The sequence below is a fragment of the Pantoea sp. B9002 genome (assembly GCF_013385945.1).
In the GTDB taxonomy this organism is placed as follows: Bacteria; Pseudomonadota; Gammaproteobacteria; order Enterobacterales; family Enterobacteriaceae; genus Pantoea.
Window position 1 is genome coordinate 58,720 of sequence record NZ_JACAPA010000011.1, and the last position, 20,298, is coordinate 79,017.

The 20,298-nt window shown below is 56.7% G+C and carries 15 protein-coding genes; 9 read left to right on the forward strand and 6 right to left on the reverse strand.

The features are described 5' to 3' along the window. Nucleotides 1-6: 6 nt before the first annotated feature. Together HX773_RS08905 and HX773_RS08910 are read left to right on the forward strand one after the other, a co-directional pair. Entirely contained in the window at nucleotides 7-366 is a 360-nt protein-coding gene (locus HX773_RS08905) for a DUF4810 domain-containing protein (protein WP_176971239.1), read from the forward strand. After that, nucleotides 363-1,016, forward strand: coding sequence for a DUF799 domain-containing protein (locus HX773_RS08910; protein WP_176971240.1), 654 nt, complete (start codon nucleotides 363-365; stop codon nucleotides 1,014-1,016). The genes HX773_RS08905 and HX773_RS08910 overlap by 4 nt, the downstream gene beginning before the upstream one ends. A gap of 101 nt (nucleotides 1,017-1,117) precedes the next feature. Here HX773_RS08910 and HX773_RS08915 read toward each other — a convergent pair whose 3' ends face one another. Together HX773_RS08915 and sbcD are read right to left on the reverse strand one after the other, a co-directional pair. Then, complete coding sequence (locus tag HX773_RS08915; RefSeq protein ID WP_176971241.1) at nucleotides 1,118-4,801, reverse strand: AAA family ATPase; 3,684 nt, start codon at nucleotides 4,799-4,801, stop codon at nucleotides 1,118-1,120. Next, nucleotides 4,798-6,015 carry an exonuclease subunit SbcD gene (gene sbcD, locus HX773_RS08920; protein ID WP_176971242.1) on the reverse strand — a complete coding sequence of 406 codons (1,218 nt, stop codon included), beginning with the start codon at nucleotides 6,013-6,015 and terminating at the stop codon, nucleotides 4,798-4,800. Before sbcD ends, HX773_RS08915 begins: the two co-directional genes overlap by 4 nt. A gap of 197 nt (nucleotides 6,016-6,212) precedes the next feature. Between sbcD and phoB the strand changes: the two genes are divergently transcribed. From phoB to proY, 6 genes are all read left to right on the forward strand, one after another. Then, nucleotides 6,213-6,902, forward strand: coding sequence for a phosphate response regulator transcription factor PhoB (gene phoB / locus HX773_RS08925; RefSeq protein ID WP_007887040.1), 690 nt, complete (start codon nucleotides 6,213-6,215; stop codon nucleotides 6,900-6,902). Nucleotides 6,903-6,922: 20 nt separating this feature from the next. Beyond that, nucleotides 6,923-8,233, forward strand: coding sequence for a phosphate regulon sensor histidine kinase PhoR (gene phoR / locus HX773_RS08930; protein ID WP_176971243.1), 1,311 nt, complete (start codon nucleotides 6,923-6,925; stop codon nucleotides 8,231-8,233). A 271-nt stretch (nucleotides 8,234-8,504) separates the two neighbouring features. Further along, nucleotides 8,505-9,431 carry a PstS family phosphate ABC transporter substrate-binding protein gene (locus HX773_RS08935; RefSeq protein WP_176971244.1) on the forward strand — a complete coding sequence of 309 codons (927 nt, stop codon included), beginning with the start codon at nucleotides 8,505-8,507 and terminating at the stop codon, nucleotides 9,429-9,431. A 166-nt stretch (nucleotides 9,432-9,597) separates the two neighbouring features. Beyond that, complete coding sequence (locus HX773_RS08940; RefSeq protein WP_176971245.1) at nucleotides 9,598-10,701, forward strand: cobalamin-independent methionine synthase II family protein; 1,104 nt, start codon at nucleotides 9,598-9,600, stop codon at nucleotides 10,699-10,701. Between the two features lie 402 nt (nucleotides 10,702-11,103). Then, nucleotides 11,104-12,423 carry a branched-chain amino acid transporter carrier protein BrnQ gene (gene brnQ, locus HX773_RS08945; protein ID WP_061717476.1) on the forward strand — a complete coding sequence of 440 codons (1,320 nt, stop codon included), beginning with the start codon at nucleotides 11,104-11,106 and terminating at the stop codon, nucleotides 12,421-12,423. Between the two features lie 67 nt (nucleotides 12,424-12,490). Next, nucleotides 12,491-13,846, forward strand: coding sequence for a proline-specific permease ProY (gene proY, locus HX773_RS08950; protein ID WP_176971246.1), 1,356 nt, complete (start codon nucleotides 12,491-12,493; stop codon nucleotides 13,844-13,846). Between the two features lie 46 nt (nucleotides 13,847-13,892). On the opposite strand, the gene HX773_RS08955 is transcribed toward proY, so the two are convergent. From HX773_RS08955 to HX773_RS08970, 4 genes are all read right to left on the reverse strand, one after another. Next, nucleotides 13,893-15,839: an acyltransferase family protein gene (locus HX773_RS08955; protein ID WP_176971247.1), complete on the reverse strand. Its 1,947-nt coding sequence runs from the start codon at nucleotides 15,837-15,839 to the stop codon at nucleotides 13,893-13,895. A 283-nt stretch (nucleotides 15,840-16,122) separates the two neighbouring features. Beyond that, a complete protein-coding gene (locus HX773_RS08960) occupies nucleotides 16,123-16,932 on the reverse strand; it encodes an inositol monophosphatase (RefSeq protein WP_176971248.1) in 810 nt (269 codons plus the stop codon). 190 nt (nucleotides 16,933-17,122) lie between these two features. Then, nucleotides 17,123-18,373, reverse strand: coding sequence for a mechanosensitive ion channel family protein (locus HX773_RS08965; protein WP_176971249.1), 1,251 nt, complete (start codon nucleotides 18,371-18,373; stop codon nucleotides 17,123-17,125). A gap of 84 nt (nucleotides 18,374-18,457) precedes the next feature. Beyond that, complete coding sequence (locus HX773_RS08970; RefSeq protein WP_176971250.1) at nucleotides 18,458-19,039, reverse strand: ACP phosphodiesterase; 582 nt, start codon at nucleotides 19,037-19,039, stop codon at nucleotides 18,458-18,460. 183 nt (nucleotides 19,040-19,222) lie between these two features. On the opposite strand from HX773_RS08970, the gene queA reads away from it, so the two are divergent. Next, nucleotides 19,223-20,293 (forward strand): tRNA preQ1(34) S-adenosylmethionine ribosyltransferase-isomerase QueA, encoded by a 1,071-nt coding sequence (gene queA / locus HX773_RS08975; RefSeq protein WP_176971251.1) that lies wholly within the window; start codon nucleotides 19,223-19,225, stop codon nucleotides 20,291-20,293. Nucleotides 20,294-20,298: the final 5 nt, after the last annotated feature.

The window sequence follows — 20,298 nt, forward strand, 5'->3', positions numbered from 1 at the left end:
TTGAGCATGAAATTGTTGCAACTGAGTGCGGCGCTGATCGCTGCGGGTGTGCTGGCAGGCTGTGCGCCAAAAGGGCCGGAACCGATCTATTACTGGGGCGATTACCAGCAGCAGATCTACAGCTACTACAAAAAAGATAGCGATCCGCAGAAGCAGATCGAAGTGTTGAATCTGGATATTGAAAAAGCCAAATCGGTCAACAAACCGGTCGCGCCGGGCCTGCATGCGCAGCTCGGCCTGCTGTACGCCAAAACCGGTGATACCGATAAAGCCTTCGGCCAGTTTGCCACCGAGAAGCAGCTGTTCCCGGAATCGGCGCCATACATGGACTTTCTGATGAAGAAAAAACAAGGAGTTGCCCAGTGAAGAAGCTGATTGTTTCTTTAGGCGTGCTGGCCGTGCTGTTGCTGACCGGCTGCGCGCACAAAAAACCGTACGACTACAGCGCCTTCCGCGCCAGCAAGCCGGCCTCAATTCTGGTGTTACCTGCGGATAACCGCGCGCCGGATGTGAACGCGGCGAACAGCTTCACCTCGCTGGTGACGCGTCCGCTGGCGGAAGCGGGCTATTATGTGTTCCCGGTGGCGGTGGTGGATGAAACCTTCCAGCAGAACGGTTTAACCAACGGCCATGAAATTCAGGCTGTTAGTCCGCAGCGTCTGCATGACATCTTCCACGCGGACAGCGCACTGTACATTTCAGTGACCGATTACGGCAGCAGCTATCAGGTGATCCAGAGCGTGACCAAGGTGTCGGCGACGGCGCGTCTGGTGGATTTGCGCAGCGGTAAAGAGCTGTGGCAAGGCATTGCCACCGCCAGTGACGCGGAAGATGGCAACAACAATAACGGCGGCATCATTGGCATGTTGGTGTCAGCGGCAATCAAGCAGATTGCCAGCAATGTGTCGGATAAGGCACACACCATCGCCGGTGTGACCAGCGCCCGTCTGCTCGCGCAGAACGAGCAGGGCGGTTTGCTGGTCGGCCCGCGTTATAAGTTGGCGAGTACGCGATAAAAGAACGCAGTAAATCGTAGCGGCGCGATTTATCGCGCTCTTTTCGGATGGGCACCGCCTTAACAAGCGCAATAAATTGCGCCGCTACGAATTGTGCGTTTTTAAGCTAGATCGCCCGGCAGCTCCAGCTTGCTGTAACCCAGGCCATTCATCTTGCGGACGCGGATCTGCACCGGAATACGCTCCTTCATCGCTTCCACATGGCTGATCACGCCGATGGTTTTGCCGCTGGCGTTCAGGGCGTCGAGCGCATCCAGCGCGGTATCCAGCGTCTCGGCATCCAGCGTGCCGAAGCCTTCGTCAAGGAACAGCGATTCGATGCGCGTTTTGTGACTCACCAAATCCGACAGCGCTAACGCCAGCGCCAGGCTGACGAGGAAACTCTCGCCGCCCGACAGCGTGCGCGTGTCGCGCGTGGCGTCGGCCTGCCAGGTATCAACCACTTCCAGCTCCAGCTCCTCACTGATGCGGCGCTGCAGAAGATAGCGGCCGTGTAGGCGATCGAGCTGACGGTTCGCCAGCCACACCAGATGATCGAGCGTCAGGCCTTGTGCAAAGCGGCGGAATTTATCGCCTTTGGCTGAACCCACCAGATCGTTCAGACGGCCCAACTGCGCCAGCTCCACTTCATCGGTGGCGATTTGCGTCAGCAACGATTGCTGCTGCAAACGCTGTTGAGCATCGCTGTGCAACTGCTGCTGCGCTTCGCCCTGTTGACGGGCATTATCACGCAAGGTCACGCGCAGCTGTTCCAGCTGCTGCTGAATCGTGGCGGCGATCTCGTCGCTCAGATCCACTGGCCGCTGCTGCTGATGCGCCGTCCAGCGCTGCGTGAGCTGTTCGCTGAGGGTGAGTTGCTGCTGGCGCTGCTGATCGAGCGTTTGCAACTGCTGGCGCAGCTGCTGCACCTCGCGCTCCTCCAGCAGGGCGGCACGCAGCGCGCTTTCATCGGCAAAATCACTTTGCTGCAGCGCAGCGAGGAAGGCGCTTTCTGCGGCAGCAGCGCGCTCACGCAAGGTGTGCTGCTGCGCCGCGATCTGCTCGCACTGCCCATTCAGGCTGTGTAGCGAGCTTTGCGCCTGTTGCCACTGTTGGAGCTGCTGCGCCAGCGCCTGTTCGCACTGTTGCAGCGCGGCGTGCTGCTGCTGCCGGGCTTCCGCCACCAGACGATCGCCAAACAGCTGCTGACGCTGTTGTTGCTGCTGCTGGCGTTGCTGCTGCAAAGCGCTGAGCGTCTGCTGCAGCTCATCGAGCCGCTGCTGTTCACGCGCCAGATTCTGCTGCAGGCTGCTGCGCTCGCTTTCGGCTTTTGCCAGCTGCGGCTGCAACTCGCCGTGTAACCGCTCATTTTCCTGCCATGCGGTCCAGCGCTGTTGTAACGCGCGTAGCCAGCTTTCCCGCTCAGCCACATCTGGCAGGACGAGCTGATGCTGCGCCAGCTGTTGTTGCAGCTGCTGCGCCAGTTGCTGCATGGCGCTTCGCTCGCTGGCTTCGCGCTGGTTGATTTCATCCAGCGTCTGCTGCGTGCTGGCAATCTGCTGCTGCGCCAGCTGCTGCTGATTCTGATGCTGCTGCCACAGCTGCTGCTGTTGCAGATGCGCGTCCTTTGCCTGCTGCAGCGCACGCGCGGCGTTTTCCCGCGTCTGCAGCTGCTGTTGCTGCAACTGTTCCTGCGCATCCTGCTGCTGTTGCCACAGCGCAAAATCGTCCTGCTGCTCCAGCGTGCAGGTAAGTGCCAGCTCACCGCTCAGCGCTTGCCATTGGGTGTTCACCGCCGCCAGCTGCTGATCGTAATCGCTGATTTCCTGCTGCAACGCCTGCTGCTGTTGCAGCGACAGTTTCTGCTGCTCGCCTTTGGCGGTGCCGGACTCTTTCAGCTGCGCCACGCGCATTTCCAGCGCGGCCAGACGCTGCTGATTGGCGCCGGGCTCAAGCTGCTGATATTGCGCGATCGCCGGATGCTGGCACGAGCCGCACAGCGGGCAGGGCTGATCTGGCTGCAATTTGGCGCGCTCGTCGGCCAGTTGGGCGATGGTGCGCTCCAGCTCGCAGATTTTGCGCACATCGAGCAGCGCCTGATGTTCCCGTTTGTACTCTTCGCGCAGCGCCTGCAACGCCTGTTCAGCGTCCTGATGCTGCTGCTGAAGCAGCGCCAGTTTCTGCTGACGCTGCAACCGTTGTGGCTGCAACGCGCGCCACTGCGCGGCGAGCAGGCTGAGCTGTTGGCGCGCAGGGCGTTGGGTTTGATGCTGCGTCAGGGCTTCGCGCAGTTGCGCGCTGCCGATCTCCGCCTCAAGCGAAGTCAGTGCTTGCTCCGCTTGCAGACGCTGCTGCGCGGCCTGCGCTTCGGCTTGCTGCAACGGTTGCGCCGCCTGTTCACGCTGAGTCTGCGCCTGTTGATGCTGCTCTAGCTGGCTGCGCTGCTGTTGGTGCTGTGCGATGAGCTGCGTCAGCGTCTGCTCGCGCTCATCCAGCCGGGCAATTTCCGCCTGCCAGCGCGTCAGTTCAGCGCCCCAATGGGCGACAGCGGCTTCGCGGGTGCGGAATTCCTGCTGCTGCGCCAGCTGTTGTTGTAAACGTTCACTTACCTGCTGTTGCTGGCTCAGCGCGGTTTGGCTGCTTTGCAGCGCCTGTTGCTGCTGCAGATGCAGCCGCTGCTGTTCATCCAGTTGCTGCGAGGTGGTGGTGATCTGTTGATCGAGCGGGATAACCTGCTCGGTGAGCAGCGTTTCAAGCTGCTGCTGTTGCTGTAACGCCTGCTCGCGCGCCTGCTGTGCGGCCTGATATTGGTTTTCGCCCTGTTGCAGCGCGGTTTTGGCTTGCAGCAGTTGCGCCTGCAGCTGCTGCGATTGCTGTTCCAGCGTACCGAGATCGCCCTGCAACTGTTCGCGCTGCTGCAACTTCTCGCGCAGTTTTTCTGCCGGTTCGGCGCGCGCCAGCCGCTGACGATCGCCATCCGCCTGCTGCCAGGCTTGTTGCGCGGCAAGCAGCGTCTGTTCGGCCTGCTGCTGTTCCTGCGTTAGCTGTTGCTGCTGCACCAGCCATTGCTGCTGATGCTGCGCCAGCGTCAGCTGTTCGCTGAGAATTTTCTCCTGCGCACCAAGTTCCGCCAGCTGCTGCGTCAGCTCTGCGCGGCGCGCTTCATCGAGCAGCGACATGCCACCGGCGCGGGCGCGCAGCGTATCCAGCTCGCTGCGCGCGGTGCGCCAGCGTTCGTAGATCTGCACCGAGATTTGTCCGTAGATCTCGGTGCCGGTCAGCTCTTCCAGCAGCTCGGCGCGTTCGCCGGGTTTGGCATTCAGAAAGGCGGCAAACTGGCCTTGTGACAGCATCATCGAGCGGGTAAAGCGGGCGAAATCGAGTCCCGAGAGGGTTTCAATCGCTTTCAGCTTGTCGCTAACTTTATCGGCGATGATCTGATTATCCGCGACGCGCGCCAGCTCGACGCGCGGTGCTTGTAGCTTGCCGTCGGCCTGACCACGCGCGCGGTTCTGGCTCCAGAAGGCGCGCCAGGCTTCGCCTTTGATCTCAAACTCCACTTCCGCCAGACACTCGGCGGTATCGCGGGTGATCAGCTCATTCTGGGTTTGCGACAGCGTGCCGAGGCGCGGCGTCTGGTGATAGAGCGCCAGACAAATAGCATCGAGTAAGGTGGTTTTGCCCGCGCCGGTGGCGCCGGTAATGGCAAACAAGCCGTTGCTGGCAAAGGGCTCACGACGGAAATCGATAAACCATTCCCCACGCAGCGCATTGAGGTTTTTAAAACGTAGCGTCAAAATTTTCATGCGGATGGATTCTCCAGCGCGGCAAGCTGGGTGCGGAACAGCTGCGTTAACTGCTCGGCTTGCTCGGCATCCAGCTGATCTTCCTGCGCCAGTCGGCGGGCAAACACTTCTTCCACTTTTAATTCGCTTAGAGTTTCGTTCTCCAGCCGTTCGAGGCTGCGCTGGCGCTGTTCACGACTGCGGCGCACCAGCAGCACTTCGACCGGCAGGTTTTCGGTGAGCGCTTCAATGCGGCGTTGCAGATCGCTGAGGTATTCCTGCGTGGTGATCTCAATATCCAGCCAGGTTGGCTGCTCGCTGGCACTTTCGCTGAACTGCGCCAGCTGATGTTCAATCTCCGCCATCGAGCCTTTCAGCATCTGCATCGGCTGGAAGTGCGGAATGGTCAGCGGCGTAACGGTTTCGAGCGTGGCGCTGAATTCCAGCAGGAAGACGCTTTTCTCGCGGCCAAGCTCATCAAAACTGAGCGGAATCGGCGAGCCGCTGTAACGAATGTGCTCGCTGTTGGCGATGCGCTGGGCGCGATGGATGTGACCGAGCGCGATGTAATCGGCGGGCGGAAACGCCTGCGCCGGGAAGGCATCCAGCGTGCCGATATAGATGTCGCGCACCGAATCGCTTTTAGTCACGCCAACGGTGGTGAGATGGCCGGTGGCGATGATCGGCAGCGTGTTTTGCTGCGCATCGCGCTGCGCCTGCGCGGCAGCAAAACAGTGCTGATAATGCTGTTCGATCGCCTCCAGCAGCGAGATCTGCTTCTCGCGGCCGGATTGTCCGGCCTGGCTGCGCAGAATGTCGCGCGGACGCAGATAAGGAATGGCGCACAGCAGCGCACCCGGCGCGCCATCGCGCTGCTTCAGGGTTAATACCTGCTGTTCGCCCTGCGGCGTGGCGCTGGTGATTACCTGCGTATTCAGGCAGGCCAGCAGCTCGCGCGATTCATTCAGCGTCGCCACCGAGTCGTGATTGCCCGCCAGCACCACCAATTGGCAGCCGCTTGGCTGCAGCGCCACCACAAAACGGTTAAACATTTCACGCGCGTAGCTCGGCGGCGAACCGGTATCAAACAGGTCGCCTGCGATAATCAGCGCATCCACCTGATGCTGCACAATCTGATCCAGCAGCCAGTCGAGAAACGCCTGATGTTCCCGTGCGCGACTTTTGCTGTAAAAGAACTGACCGAGATGCCAGTCAGCGGTGTGAATGATGCGCATGTTTGCTCCGTGCTCTGTTTAGCGAAGGCGAATTATAACCACTTAAGATCACAAAGAAAAAAAGCAGATTTTTATTGTCACATTTCTGTTTTTTATCTATCTATCTTAGGGCGGTGTTTTCATAAAAGTGTCACAAAACTGACGCATAATGGCGCCGCAAATCCCAGTGACACGGTGTCACACTAGCAGGAGTTACAATGGCTAAGCGCATTTTGGTTGTGGAAGACGAAGCTCCCATCCGTGAAATGTTATGTTTCGTGCTGGAACAGAATGATTACCAGCCTATTGAGGCGGAAGATTATGACAGCGCGATTGGTAAGCTGATCGAACCCTGGCCTGATTTGATTCTGCTGGACTGGATGTTGCCCGGCGGCAGCGGGATTCAGTTTATTAAGCATTTGAAGCGTGAAGCCATGACGCGCGACATCCCGGTGATGATGCTGACGGCGCGCGGTGAAGAGGAGGATCGCGTGCGCGGTCTGGAAGTGGGCGCGGATGATTACATCACCAAGCCATTCTCACCGAAAGAGCTGATGGCGCGCATCAAAGCGGTGATGCGCCGTATTTCACCGATGGCGGTGGAAGAGGTGATTGAGATGCAGGGCCTGAGCCTGGATCCTTCCTCACATCGCGTGATGTCGGAAACCACGCCGCTGGAGATGGGGCCGACCGAGTACAAACTGCTGCACTTCTTTATGACGCACCCGGAACGCGTGTACAGCCGCGAGCAGCTGCTGAACCACGTTTGGGGCACCAATGTGTATGTCGAAGATCGCACCGTCGATGTGCATATTCGCCGTTTACGTAAAGCGCTGGAATTGACCGGCCACGATCGCATGGTTCAAACCGTGCGCGGAACAGGGTATCGTTTCTCTGCCCGCTACTAAACGTAAACGGAGTTTTTACCGTGCTGGAACGACTCTCCTGGAAGAGATTGTTGACCGAGCTGGCGCTGGTCTGTTTACCTGCGCTGGTGTTGGGTCTGTTGTTCGGATATCTGCCGTGGCTGCTGCTGATTGCGGTGACCGGCGTGATGTTCTGGCACTTCAGAAATCTGATGCGTCTGTCGCACTGGCTGTGGGTCGATCGTTCAATGACGCCGCCCACCGGACGCGGCAGCTGGGAACCGCTGTTTTACGGCCTGTATCAGATGCAGTTGCGCAACCGGCGTCGCCGCCGCGAGCTGGGCAATCTGATCAAACGTTTCCGCAGCGGGGCAGAATCGCTGCCGGATGCGGTGGTGCTGACCACCGAAGAGGGCACCATTTTCTGGTGCAACGGTTTGGCGCAGCAGCATCTTGGCTTGCGCTGGCCGGAAGATAACGGTCAGAACATCCTCAATTTACTGCGTTATCCTGAATTTTCCCGCTATATCCGCCAGCGCAAATTCGATATGCCGCTGACGCAGATCCTCAATAATCAGCATCATATGGAATTCCGCGTGATGCCTTACAGCGAAGGTCAGTGGCTGATGGTGGCGCGTGATGTCACCCAGATGCACCAGCTGGAAGGCGCGCGACGCAACTTCTTTGCCAACGTCAGTCATGAACTGCGCACGCCGTTAACGGTGTTGCAGGGTTATCTGGAAATGATGGATGACTCGGTGATGAACGAGCGCACGCGCAGCAAGGCGTTGCATACCATGCAAGAGCAGACGCGCCGCATGGACAGCCTGGTAAAGCAGCTGCTGACCTTGTCGCGTATCGAAGCGGCGCCAGCCATCGATCTTAAAGAGACGGTGGATGTGCCGGGCATGCTGATGCTGTTGCAGCGTGAAGCGGAAACGCTGAGTCAGGGACGTCACACCATCCATTTTCATACCGATCCGCATCTGAAAGTGTTCGGCAATGATGAGCAGCTGCGTAGCGCCATTTCCAACCTGGTTTACAACGCGGTAAATCACACGCCGGATGGCACACGCATCGACATCAGCTGGCTGCGCACCAAACAAGGCGCGCAGTTTAAGGTGTGCGATGACGGGCCGGGCATCAGCGAGCAGCATCTGCCACGCCTCACTGAGCGTTTCTACCGCGTGGATAAAGCACGTTCGCGCGCCACCGGCGGCAGCGGATTGGGGCTGGCGATCGTGAAGCACGCGCTGGGCCATCACAACGCACGGCTGGAGATCACCAGCGTGCCGCATCAGGAAACCTGTTTCAGCTTCCTGCTGCCACCGCGCTTGATTGTGGCTAGCGCTCTTGAAGAGCGTGTTAATTAAAGCCGTAGGGTCGCCATTCATGGCGTAATGCCGATCAGTTAAGCGCCGTATCAAATCATCGCACATTCCGTAGCGGCGCGATTTATCGCGCAATGAATTGCGCCGCTACAATGTGTGCTCTCGGTAATTTAGGGTTTTCATGTCTTAACTGACAAGCATTACGTCATTCATGGCGACCAATTCCCGCCTCATTAACAACCTATACGCAATGTATTGCGCGATAAATCACGCCGCTCCAGAATAGGCGTCTTACTGAATTGCGGAATCGCCAATGAAATCGCTGTTGATCTCCTTCTTGCTGCTCTGCTCTGCTTTGGCACACGGCCAACAAACCATGCTAACCGGCAATCTGAGCAGCGTTGGATCGGATACGCTGGGTTATCTGATGACCTTGTGGGGCGAGGATTTCAGCCGCCAGTCGCCGGGCGTGAACGTTCAGGTGCAGGCGGCGGGATCTTCTACTGCGCCGACCGCGCTGGCGGCGGGTGCTGCCCAGCTGGGCGCGATGAGCCGCCCGATGCAGATCGACGAACGTCAACTCTTTACCGCGCGCTACGGTTATCCGCCGCTGGCGGTGCCGGTGGCGATGGATGCGCTGGTGGTGGTGGTCAATCAGGACAATCCGCTGCCGCGCATCGCGCCGCAACAACTCGACGCGCTGTTCTCCATCACTCGCCTGTGCGGTGGGCAGCAAGTGCCGCAGCGCTGGGGCGATCTCGGCTTGAGCGACAGTCAGTGGGCCACGCGCAGCATCCAGCGCTATGGCCGCAACTCGGCGTCGGGCACATGGGGCTTCTTCAAGCAGCAGGCGCTATGTAAAGGCGATTTTCGTGCTGACGTCGCTGAATTCCCCGGTTCCGCGGCGGTGGTGCAAGCCGTTGCCGCCACGCCCAACAGCATTGGTTACGCCAGTTTTGGCTTTCATCTCAGCGGCGTGAAAATGCTGCCGGTGGTTACGGCGAACGGCGACAGCGTGATGCCGGATGCCGAATCGATACGCAGCGGCCGCTATCCGTGGTCGCGCCCGCTCTATATCTACGTCAACAAAGCGCCCGGCAAACCGCTGCCGCCGCTGGTCAATGCCTTTCTGCATCAGGTGTTATCGCCACAAGGTCAGCGTCGGGTGAGCGAAGCCGGTTATCTGCCGTTGTCCGATAGCCAGATGGCGCAAGCGCGCGCGGCAATTGAGGGAAATTGAAGAACGTGCATCTGAACATGAAATAGTTTCATGTAAGCTGAATTTTCTTCCGTTGCCGAAAGGGTAACAGCGTGGCATTCTTCCTGGACATATAGCCGTCCAGATGGCTGAAATAACCCAGCGAAATTATACCCTGACGCAACTATGCGCTCAGCCAGGAGAGAAGATGCCACGTCATAACCCGTTCCGCGCCGATACCGTCGGCAGTTTTCTGCGTCCCGCTGCCATCAAGCAGGCGCGTGTGCAGTTTGCCAATGGCGAAATCAATGCTGAGCAACTGCGTCAGGTTGAAAATCGCGAAATCCGCCACGTTGTAGAGCAGCAGCGTGCCAACGGCCTGCAGATCGTTACTGATGGTGAATTCCGTCGCGCATGGTGGCACTTCGATTTCTTCGGCGATCTGCACGGCGTCGAGCTGTTCGAAGCGGAGCAGGGCATTCAGTTCAATGGCGTGCAGACCAAAGCGCACGGCGTGAAAGTCACCGGTAAAGTGGCCTTTAATCCTCAACACCCGATGCTGGATCACTTCCGCTTCCTGCAAAGCGTGGCGGGCGATGCGGTTGCCAAGATGACCATTCCCAGCCCAAGCGTGCTGCACTTCCGCGGTGGCCGTAAGGTGATCGATGCCACGGTGTATCCCGATCTGAAAGAGTACTTCGCCGATCTGGCGCAGACCTATAAAGACGCGATTAAAGCCTTTTACGCGGCGGGCTGCCGTTATCTGCAGCTGGATGACACGGTGTGGGCGTATCTGTGCTCTACCGAACAGCAGCAGCAGATCCGCGAACGTGGTGAAGATCCGCAGGAACTGGCGCGCATCTATGCTGAAGTGCTGAACACCGCGCTGGAAGGCAAGCCAGAGGATCTGACCGTCGGGCTGCATGTGTGTCGCGGTAACTTCCGCTCAACCTGGATCTCGGAAGGCGGCTATGAGCCGGTCGCCGAAGTGCTGTTTGGCGGTGTGAATATCGATGCTTTCTACCTTGAGTATGACAACGAACGTTCAGGTGGCTTCGAGCCGCTTCGCTTCCTCAAGCCTGGCCATCAGCAAGTGGTGCTGGGTTTGATCACCACCAAAACCGGCGAGCTGGAAGATGCGCAGCAGGTGAAAGCGCGTCTGCAGGAAGCGTCACAGTTCGTGAGCCTCGATCAAATCTGCCTCAGCCCGCAGTGTGGCTTTGCCTCAACCGAAGAGGGCAACAGCCTGAGTGAAGAGCAGCAGTGGCAGAAGATTCGTCTGGTGGTCGATATAGCAAGAACAGTCTGGTAATTCTGTAAAGTTAGCCAAACAGGCGCGTAAATCGCGCCTTTTGTGCATCAAGAGGCTGATTTATGCAAAGAGATCTCCCGCGCTGAGGAAACATTTAGCAAATCATCTGAGGTGTTTTGCCGCTATTCCACCGTGATTCACTGCTTTCTCCCGCTATCTTGTTATATCGTTCTGGTTTTTCGATCCCGTATTGCCTTTCTTCGCTATAAACGTTCTAATTTGCGCCGTTGTCGATTTATCCCTCTGCGAACAGAAGAAAAGTAGATTAAATCACCTGCGCTTTAACGATTAGACCCGCATAACACGCTGGTCTTGCCTGATAAGCCCTTGTTTTAGCGCATCCAGAGGACAACACGAACTCAACTTCCACCGCAACATCAGCTACAGGCAGTACAGAAGTTTATGACACATCGTTTAACCTCCAAGGATATCCTGGCGCTGGGCTTCATGACGTTTGCCCTGTTCGTTGGCGCAGGAAATATCATCTTCCCACCGATGGTGGGGATTCAGTCTGGCGAACACGTTTGGATTGCGGCATTCGGCTTCCTGATTACGGCTGTTGGCTTACCGGTGATCACCGTTATCGCGCTGGCGCGCGTGGGCGGCGGCATTGATGCGCTGAGTTCGCCGATTGGTAAAGCGGCAGGCTTGCTGCTTGCGACCGTTTGCTACCTGGCTGTTGGCCCGCTGTTCGCCACGCCGCGTACCGCCACCGTCTCCTTTGCCGTGGGTATTGCACCGCTGACCGGCGATGGCGCGCTGCCGCTGTTCATCTATAGCCTGATTTACTTCGCGCTGGTGATTGGCATCTCGCTGTATCCGGGCAAACTGCTGGATACCGTCGGCCACTTCCTCGCACCGCTGAAAATTCTGGCGCTGATTGTGCTCGGCGTTGCCGTGCTGATTTGGCCGGCCGGTGGCGTTTCGCCGGGCACCGAAGAGTATCAGCGCGCTGCCTTCTCCAGCGGTTTCGTTAATGGTTATCTGACCATGGATACGCTGGGAGCGCTGGTGTTCGGTATCGTTATCGTCAATGCGGCGCGTTCACGCGGTGTTGAAGATGCCAAACTGCTGACGCGCTACACCATGCTGGCGGGCATCATCGCCGGTATCGGTCTGACGCTGATTTACCTGACGCTGTTCAAACTCGGTAACGATAGCGGCGCATTAGTGGCGCAGAGCGCCAACGGTGCTGAAATTCTGCATGCTTACGTGCAGCAGACCTTCGGCGGCATGGGCAGCTTCTTCCTCGCGGCGCTGATCTTCGTCGCCTGCATGGTGACGGCGGTTGGCCTGACCTGCGCCTGTGCAGAATTCTTTGCGCAATACGTTCCGCTGTCGTATAAAACGCTGGTATTTATTCTGGGCCTGTTCTCGATGGTGGTGTCGAATCTCGGCCTGAGCCATCTGATTCAGATCTCGATTCCGGTGCTGACGGCGATTTATCCGCCATGCATCGTGCTGGTGGTTCTGAGCTTCACGCTGAAGTTCTGGAACAAAAGTTCGCGTATCATCGCGCCGACCATGCTGGTAAGCCTGCTGTTCGGTATTGTTGATGCCATCAAAACCACCAGCTTTAAAGATGTGTTGCCGCTGTTCAGTCAGCATCTGCCGCTGGCCGATCAGGGACTTTCCTGGTTGCCGCCATCGCTGGCGATGCTGGTGATTGCCGCGGTAGTTGATCGGGCAAAAGGACGTGAGCAGGTCGCGGTTCATCAGTAAGCGACATTGCTGTTAATTCCAACCACGGGCTTGCCCGTGGTTTTTCATTTTCAAGGTACTGAGTGTTATGCAAGAAACCAATAAGCTCAAACGCGGACTGAGCACGCGCCACATTCGCTTTATGGCGCTGGGATCGGCGATTGGCACCGGGCTGTTTTACGGCTCGGCGGATGCCATCAAAATGGCGGGCCCAAGCGTGCTGCTGGCGTACATCATCGGCGGTGCGGTGGCGTACATCATCATGCGTGCGTTGGGTGAAATGTCGGTCAACAACCCACAGGCCAGCTCATTCTCGCGCTATGCGCAGGATTACCTCGGCCCGCTGGCCGGTTACATCACCGGCTGGACCTACTGTTTTGAAATCCTGATTGTGGCGATTGCCGACGTAACGGCTTTTGGTATCTACATGGGCGTGTGGTTCCCCGATGTGCCGCACTGGATTTGGGTGCTGAGCGTGGTGCTGATTATCGGCGCCATCAACCTGATGAGCGTGAAAGTGTTTGGCGAAGTGGAGTTCTGGTTCTCTTTCTTCAAAGTCGCCACCATTATCATCATGATCATCGCCGGCTTCGGCATGATTTTCTGGGGCATCGGCAACGGCGGCCAACCGACCGGCATTCACAATCTGTGGACTAATGGCGGCTTCTTCGCGCACGGCATCGTCGGCATGCTGCTGTCACTGCAGATGGTGATGTTTGCCTACGGCGGCATTGAGATTATCGGGATTACCGCCGGTGAAGCGGAAGATCCGAAGACCTCGATTCCGCGCGCCATCAACTCCGTACCGATGCGTATTCTGGTGTTCTACGTTGGTACGCTGTTCGTCATCATGTCGATTTATCCGTGGAATCAGGTGGGCACTTCTGGCAGTCCGTTCGTGCTGACCTTCCAGCATTTGGGTATTGCGGCGGCGGCATCAATTCTTAACTTCGTGGTGCTGACGGCGTCGCTATCGGCGATTAACAGCGATGTGTTTGGCGTGGGGCGAATGCTGCACGGTATGGCGCAACAGGGCCACGCACCGAAGGTGTTCCAGAAGGTTTCGAATCGTGGGATTCCGTGGGTGACGGTTTTGGTGATGATGCTGGCGATGCTGATCGCGGTGTATCTCAACTACCTGATGCCAGAGAAAGTGTTCCTGGTGATCGCCTCGCTGGCGACCTTTGCTACCGTTTGGGTGTGGATCATGATTCTGCTGTCGCAGATCGCCTTCCGCCGCAAGATTGGCAAAGAGCAAGCCGGGAAGCTGGATTTTGCCATGCCGGGCGGTAGCGCCACCGCATGGTTCGGCGTGCTGTTCCTGGCATTTATCATTGGGCTGATTGGTTACTTCCCGGCTACGCGAGTGTCGCTGTACGTTGGTTTCGGCTGGATTGCGCTGCTGTTGCTGGCATGGCCGCTGGTGAAAAAGCATAAGCGCTAATCACATGTGAACGGGGCGCTTTTTACGGCGCCCCGTTTATCCTGATTTACCAATTCTTTCCTAACGCAATCTCGCCACCCAATGGACTCAGATGATTGTGGTCGTAATAGAGCGGCAATCCTTCATGGGTAATCATACAACCCTGCTCATTGCACAGTTTGTCGCGCAGCGACAGTACGCGCACCTCATGCTGCTGATAGCTTTGCAATAATCTCTCGACCGCTGCTTCAGGTAACTGGAAGAGTGTGGTGCGTTCGCTTAGTAGCGGCGGTGCTTCCCATTTGCCCAGCCAGGCGCTCAGTTCACGGCGAATCGGCATGTTGCGGTTATGACTGAAGCGCAAGGGATCGATCTCTACTGTTGGCGCTCCCTCAATCACGGTGACTTTTTTTCCGGCCTGACGCAGCTGCGCTATTACGCCATCCATGCCTAGTTTGAGCGCGTCCAGATTACTTTGCTGCGCATCGCCGATGGCGCTGAAACCTTCGCCCGGCAACAGGCTCATGCCGGCCGCCCAATAAGCGCTGATCACTACTTCATCAATCTTGTCGCTCAGCACCAGCTTCAGTACCTCCTGATTGAAGTTGATGCACTGCTGCGCGTGTTTTGGCATTTGGCTGACCACGCGCGTGGCGTCAAGCAGGAAAGGGCACGAGGCTTTAGTGAGCTGGAAAAGCGGCTTATCCTGGCGCAATGCATAGCTTGTTACCGAGCTGCGCAGGGCGGCGGCGTGGCTATCACCGATCAACGCGATGCCCGGACGATCGCTGACCGGCTGGCACTCCGCGTGTTGTGATGGGAGATTGGCGCCGTAATCCAGCAGACAGGGATTGCGCTGCGCCGAAATCTTCCATGATTCGCCATTCACCACCACATCACTCACGCGCGACTTCATGCCGCCGGTTTGCCACAACACCACCATCGCAGCGGCAGCAACAATCGAAGAGGCGCAATAACCGGGAATGACCCAACGTGTGCGATTGCCTGCCTGACGGAACGGCTGCTCGACGAAACGCCATGACAGCCAGGCGATGCCCAATGCTATGCCGCTGATGGTCAATCCTTGCCAGACGCTGAGCGGATGATCGCTGCAGATGCGCGCCAGGCTGAGCAGTGGCCAGTGCCACAGATACCAGGAAAAGGAAACCTTGCCGATAAAGCGCATCGGCGCATTCTCCAGTAAGCGTTTATTCAGCTCACCGCGTGCGCCAATCATCAGGCACGCCGCCAGTACCGGGATTAGCGCCAGCCAGCCGGGGAAGCGGTCTTGTTTCGTCAGAAACAGGCTGGCGGCCACGATCAGCAGCCAGCCGAGCAGATTGAGCAGGTTAGCCGCTCGACCTTCCAGCGGTTTTGGCTTCCACAAGGCCAGCAGCACGCCTGCGCCCATTTCCCACGCGCGCGTCGGCAACAGGTAGAACGCATGGGTGCTGGCAAGCGGCGTCAGCCAGATACAGGCCGCCAGCGATAGCGCGCTCAGCACCAGCACCACACCCGCCATTGAGCGTTTAAGGCGTGCCGCCAGCAGGAGAATAAACGGCAGTACGATATAGAATTGTTCTTCGACGCCAAGCGACCAGGTCATCAACAGCGGATTGAGATCGGCATCGCTGCTAAAATAGTCACCACTTTTCAGCAATAACATATTGGGCACGGAGATAAATACCGCCACGCTGTATTTCGCCAGCTGGCTGAACTCCAGCGGTGAAAGCAGAATAAACCCGAGCAGCAGCAATATCGACATCATAAAGAACAGCGCGGGCGCAATGCGGCGAATACGGCGTAAATAGAATTGATAAAACGAGAAATGTCCTTCAGATATTTCTTTGCTAATGATTCCACCAATCAGAAAACCAGAAATAACAAAGAACAGGTCTACGCCAATAAAACCGCCGTTTAGCGCGGAAACACCGGAATGGAATAACACAACCAGAATAATGGCAACGGCGCGCAGGCCGTCAATGTCCGCACGATAGCGGTGAGAGGCAGTCATAATCAAAATCCATATTGATATTAATTTTAGGGGGGACGAATAGCGTTTAGAAAAAAATAATTCGGCGCGTCCTGTCGCCGAAAAGACTTCAAAAGGAGAAATTAAGTATAACTAAGGGATGTTTGACCGAAGAAGCATATCTCATTTTTATTTAGAGTGGGATGGTCAAGGGAAAAAAGAGAGAATTCTCATCGATGTTCAGAAATTACTTGCGCTTATCTTAAGTGAATAAATATGAATGTTAAGCCCGAATTATTTATCGAGCTTAACTTAATAAGAAAATTTATATCGAAGCGTGTGCAGGCAGCAGCGCTTTCAGCTGCGGATAAATCACTGCATTAGCCAGCAGCACCGGATTGCCATTCTGCAAGCCGTGATTAGCCAGATAATCGTTGGTAATGCCGCCCGCTTCACGCATTAGCACAATGCCTGGCAAGCCATCCCACGGATTCATATGCGCTTCGTAGTAACCAATTAATCGACCGGCCGCCGCCCACGCACTCATTAACGCACCCGAACCGTTGCGGATAAACATGCCGCCCTGCGCCAGTAATGCGCCAATAAAAGTGGTTAGCGGTTCAATCGATTGGCTGTTGGAGCTGCTCAGACCAAGCAATCCCTGATCGAGCTGCTGCGCGCTGTGCGCCTGGATGCGCTTATCATTAACCCACGCACCTTTGCCGCGGCAGGCGTGAAAGGTTTCATGATGATTGGGATCGCACACCACGCCAATCACCGCTTCGTTTTCACAAACGATCGCCAGCGATACGCACCAGTTATGCAAGCCGTTAAGGAAGCTGCTGGTGCCATCAATCGGATCGATCACCCAGATAAAGCGTGCGCCAGCAGTATTGCCGCCGCTCTCTTCGCCCAGCACCGCATCGTCAGGAAAGCGTTCATGGATCAGATGCTTGACCAATTCCTCAACGTTGCGATCGGCTTCGCTGACCACATCCTGCAGATCTTTCTTGTGCTCAACCACTAATTGATGACGTTGCTGATACCAGGATAAAGCCCGGCTGGCGGCGGTTTTGGCAACATCACAGGCGAAATGATAACGTGCGTCGAGTTCGGTAAGCGAAGCTGATGACATCTTTCCCTCTTATGATTTTTAGGCTGGCGAAGCAACAACAGACGCCTAAAACGGCGTTTTGGCTGTGTGACGGACTTAACAAAAGTTAAGAAAGGTTTCATTAAGCCGTAGAAGACTGCGCGTGACAAGAGGGGGGAAAGCCCGCCAGTGAAATTTTTATTCTCACTGACGGTTAATGCAGGATGAAGCCTTAGTGACGGGTTCTTACGCCGATTTGACGCATGTCATTCCCGGTTGGCGATTGATGGACGCGCAGGTCGAAAGTAGGCAATACCGCGTAGATATGGTCGAAGATATCCGATTGAATATTCTCGTACTCTTTCCACACCGTGGTGTTGGTGAACACATACACTTCCAGCGGCAAGCCGTTTTCGCCTGGCGCTAACTGACGCACCATTAACGTCATCTCTTTATGAATGTGCGGATGCTGCTCCAGCCAGCTTTGCAGCCAGATGCGGAAGGTTCCGACATTAGTCAGACGGCGACCGTTGAGTGGCGAATCCAAATCACAGCCCAGCTGCGCATTCCACGCCGCCACTTCTTCGCTTTTGCTATCCAGATACGGTGCCAGCAGATGCGCGCTTTTCAACTGCTGCATCATGGCGTCATCAAGGAAGCCGATGCTGGTGGTATCAATATGAATGCTGCGCTTAATGCGACGTCCACCGGATTCCGACATGCCGCGCCAGTTTTTAAAGGAATCGGAAATTAAGGCGTAAGCGGGAATGGTAACAATGGTGTTATCCCAGTTGCGCACTTTCACCGTGGTCAGGGAAATATCGATGACCGCGCCGTCCGCGCCATATTTCGGCATTTCCAGCCAGTCATTCATTTTCAACATATTATTGGCGGCTAACTGAATGCCGGCCACCAGACCCAGAATCGGATCTTTAAATACCAGCATCAGCACCGCGGTCATAGCACCGAGTCCGGTGATCAATACGCCAGGCGATTTACCCAACAGCAGCGAAATAATCATGATCACCATTAAAATGGCGGCGATCAATTTCACGCTCTGGATAATACCGCGCAGCGGCAATTGCTGCGCCAGCATGCTGTTCGCGCTGAGCTGCTGCAGTAAATCCAGCAAGGAGAACAGCATTAGCAGGGCGAAGATCATCATCCACAGCTGGGCGAAAATCAGCAGCGCTGCATAGATCTGAGAACTGTCGTGCAGGAAGAGTTCGGTCTGTAATTTGAATAACACACCTTGCATCAGCCAAACGCTGCGGCTGAACAGGCGGCTGTTGATCAGCGCTTTTGGCCACTGACGGCTGCTTTTTTCGGTGTAACGACGCAGCAGCGGCAAGATAGCGCGGTGCAGAATGGCGTGAGTGATCAGTGAGATGGCAAAGATAATGGCAATCACTATCCCCAACGCCATGATGTGCGTGTAACTAAGACCGGCTTCTGCGAGCCGGTTTGCAATAAGATGCTGCATGAGATTTCCCTGAGTGTGACGAAGATTAAGGTCACGCAGGGTAGGTGATGGGAAATTTCCCGTCCAACAGACGGGTCTTGAATTCTACAGACGCTGCGCGCGCGCGTCGTCCATCAGGCGCGGATAGAACTGGAAGAACAGCGGTTCGAGTTGATCATAGTGATCGACAAAATCCTGATAGGAATCACGCAGCGCGGCTAAGCGCGGACGGCGATGCGCCATGCCATTTAGCACGCGCGCCAGCCGCGTCGGTTCGGCATAGTGCTCAAACCAGCGCTCGCGCCACATCACCGCATTCAGCTCGATGAAACCTTCCGGCGTGCCCGCCAGCTGTGGCACGATGTCTTGTTCAGCCGCAGCGGTAAACGCCACCAGCGATTGCGTCGGGTGGAATTTATCCCAGTGCAGCGCGAGGAAATGGTCCCAAATCACGTCGAGCGTGATGGGCGCCACGCGGCGCGTTTCCGGACGAAACAGCGCACGCGCAATCCGCACTTCGGGCAGGTTATCGGTCAGGACGTCGAGGCGACGATGCATGGCAATGCCATCCACCACCGGCGCAGGCCATTGTGATTGCACGTTGCCGCGCACGAAATCGGCCATGAGATTGCCCAGCAGAGAGCTGTTAGCCAGCTGCGCCAGGTGAAGGTGAGCGAGAAAGTTCATGGCGCATTATATACACGTCATACTTCAAGTTACAGGTGTGATGGCTGCTCTCGTTTGCCGCCTTCCTGTACCTCGAATTATTTTGTGTATTCGCAGAATCACAGAAGCGCAGCCAGTTGTTCAGAATTTGCCGCTTTTCCGCTAAACTATGCCGCCTGATTTTAAGTCCTGAAGAAGTGAAGCATGCGCGTAGCCGATTTTACCTTTGAGTTGCCAGAATCCTTAATCGCCCACTATCCGCAGGCGCAGCGAAGCGGTTGCCGCTTGCTGTCGCTGGATGGCCCAAGCGGCGCGTTAAGCCACGGCGTATTTACAGACGTGATGGATAAGCTCAATCCGGGCGATCTGCTGGTGTTCAACAACACCCGCGTGATTCCGGCGCGCGTCTTTGGCCGCAAAGCCAGCGGCGGCAAAATCGAGATGCTGGTTGAGCGCATGCTGGACGATAAGCGCGTGCTGGCGCACGTGCGCGCCTCCAAAGCGCCAAAGCCGGGCGCAGAGCTGCTGTTGGGCGATGACGAAAGCGTCAAAGCGACGATGGTGGCGCGCCATGACACGCTGTTTGAGATCGCCTTCGAAGACGACCGCGCGGTGCTTGATATTCTCAACAGCGTCGGCCACATGCCGTTGCCGCCGTATATCGATCGTCCGGATGAAGATGCTGACCGTGAGCTGTACCAAACCGTGTACGGCGTGCGTCCCGGCGCCGTCGCCGCGCCGACCGCCGGTTTGCACTTTGACGAGCCGCTGCTGGAAGCGCTGAAAGCCAAAGGCGTGGAGATGGCATTTGTCACGCTGCACGTCGGTGCGGGGACTTTCCAGCCGGTGCGGGTGGAAACCATCGAAGATCACATCATGCACGCCGAATACGCCGAAGTGCCGCAGGATGTGGTGGATGCGGTGCTGGCGTGTAAAGCACGCGGCAACAAAGTGGTCGCCGTGGGCACCACCTCAGTGCGTTCGCTGGAGAGCGCCGCGAAGGCCAGCCAGGACGCGCTGATTGCACCGTTCTTCGATGACACGCAGATTTTCATCTATCCCGGCTATCACTATCAGGTGATCGATGCGCTGATCACCAACTTCCACCTGCCGGAATCGACCCTGATTATGCTGGTTTCGGCCTTTGCCGGTTATCAGCACACCATGGCGGCTTATCACAGCGCGGTGGCTGAGCAGTACCGTTTCTTTAGCTACGGGGATGCGATGTACATCACCCGTAATCCACAAGCGCCTGACGAAAGCGTCGGCGCATAATTGAA

Excerpts from the sequence above, each read along its gene's own strand:
- sbcD (WP_176971242.1), bottom strand. The coding sequence starts at position 6,015 with ATGCGCATCATTCACACCGCTGACTGGCATCTCGGTCAGTTCTTTTAC.
- HX773_RS08965 (WP_176971249.1), bottom strand. The coding sequence starts at position 18,373 with ATGCAGCATCTTATTGCAAACCGGCTCGCAGAAGCCGGTCTTAGTTAC.
- phoB (WP_007887040.1), top strand. The coding sequence starts at position 6,213 with ATGGCTAAGCGCATTTTGGTTGTGGAAGACGAAGCTCCCATCCGTGAA.
- HX773_RS08915 (WP_176971241.1), bottom strand. The coding sequence starts at position 4,801 with ATGAAAATTTTGACGCTACGTTTTAAAAACCTCAATGCGCTGCGTGGG.
- proY (WP_176971246.1), top strand. The coding sequence starts at position 12,491 with ATGCAAGAAACCAATAAGCTCAAACGCGGACTGAGCACGCGCCACATT.
- HX773_RS08940 (WP_176971245.1), top strand. The coding sequence starts at position 9,598 with ATGCCACGTCATAACCCGTTCCGCGCCGATACCGTCGGCAGTTTTCTG.
- HX773_RS08935 (WP_176971244.1), top strand. The coding sequence starts at position 8,505 with ATGAAATCGCTGTTGATCTCCTTCTTGCTGCTCTGCTCTGCTTTGGCA.
- HX773_RS08970 (WP_176971250.1), bottom strand. The coding sequence starts at position 19,039 with ATGAACTTTCTCGCTCACCTTCACCTGGCGCAGCTGGCTAACAGCTCT.
- brnQ (WP_061717476.1), top strand. The coding sequence starts at position 11,104 with ATGACACATCGTTTAACCTCCAAGGATATCCTGGCGCTGGGCTTCATG.
- HX773_RS08905 (WP_176971239.1), top strand. The coding sequence starts at position 7 with ATGAAATTGTTGCAACTGAGTGCGGCGCTGATCGCTGCGGGTGTGCTG.
- queA (WP_176971251.1), top strand. The coding sequence starts at position 19,223 with ATGCGCGTAGCCGATTTTACCTTTGAGTTGCCAGAATCCTTAATCGCC.
- HX773_RS08955 (WP_176971247.1), bottom strand. The coding sequence starts at position 15,839 with ATGACTGCCTCTCACCGCTATCGTGCGGACATTGACGGCCTGCGCGCC.
- HX773_RS08960 (WP_176971248.1), bottom strand. The coding sequence starts at position 16,932 with ATGTCATCAGCTTCGCTTACCGAACTCGACGCACGTTATCATTTCGCC.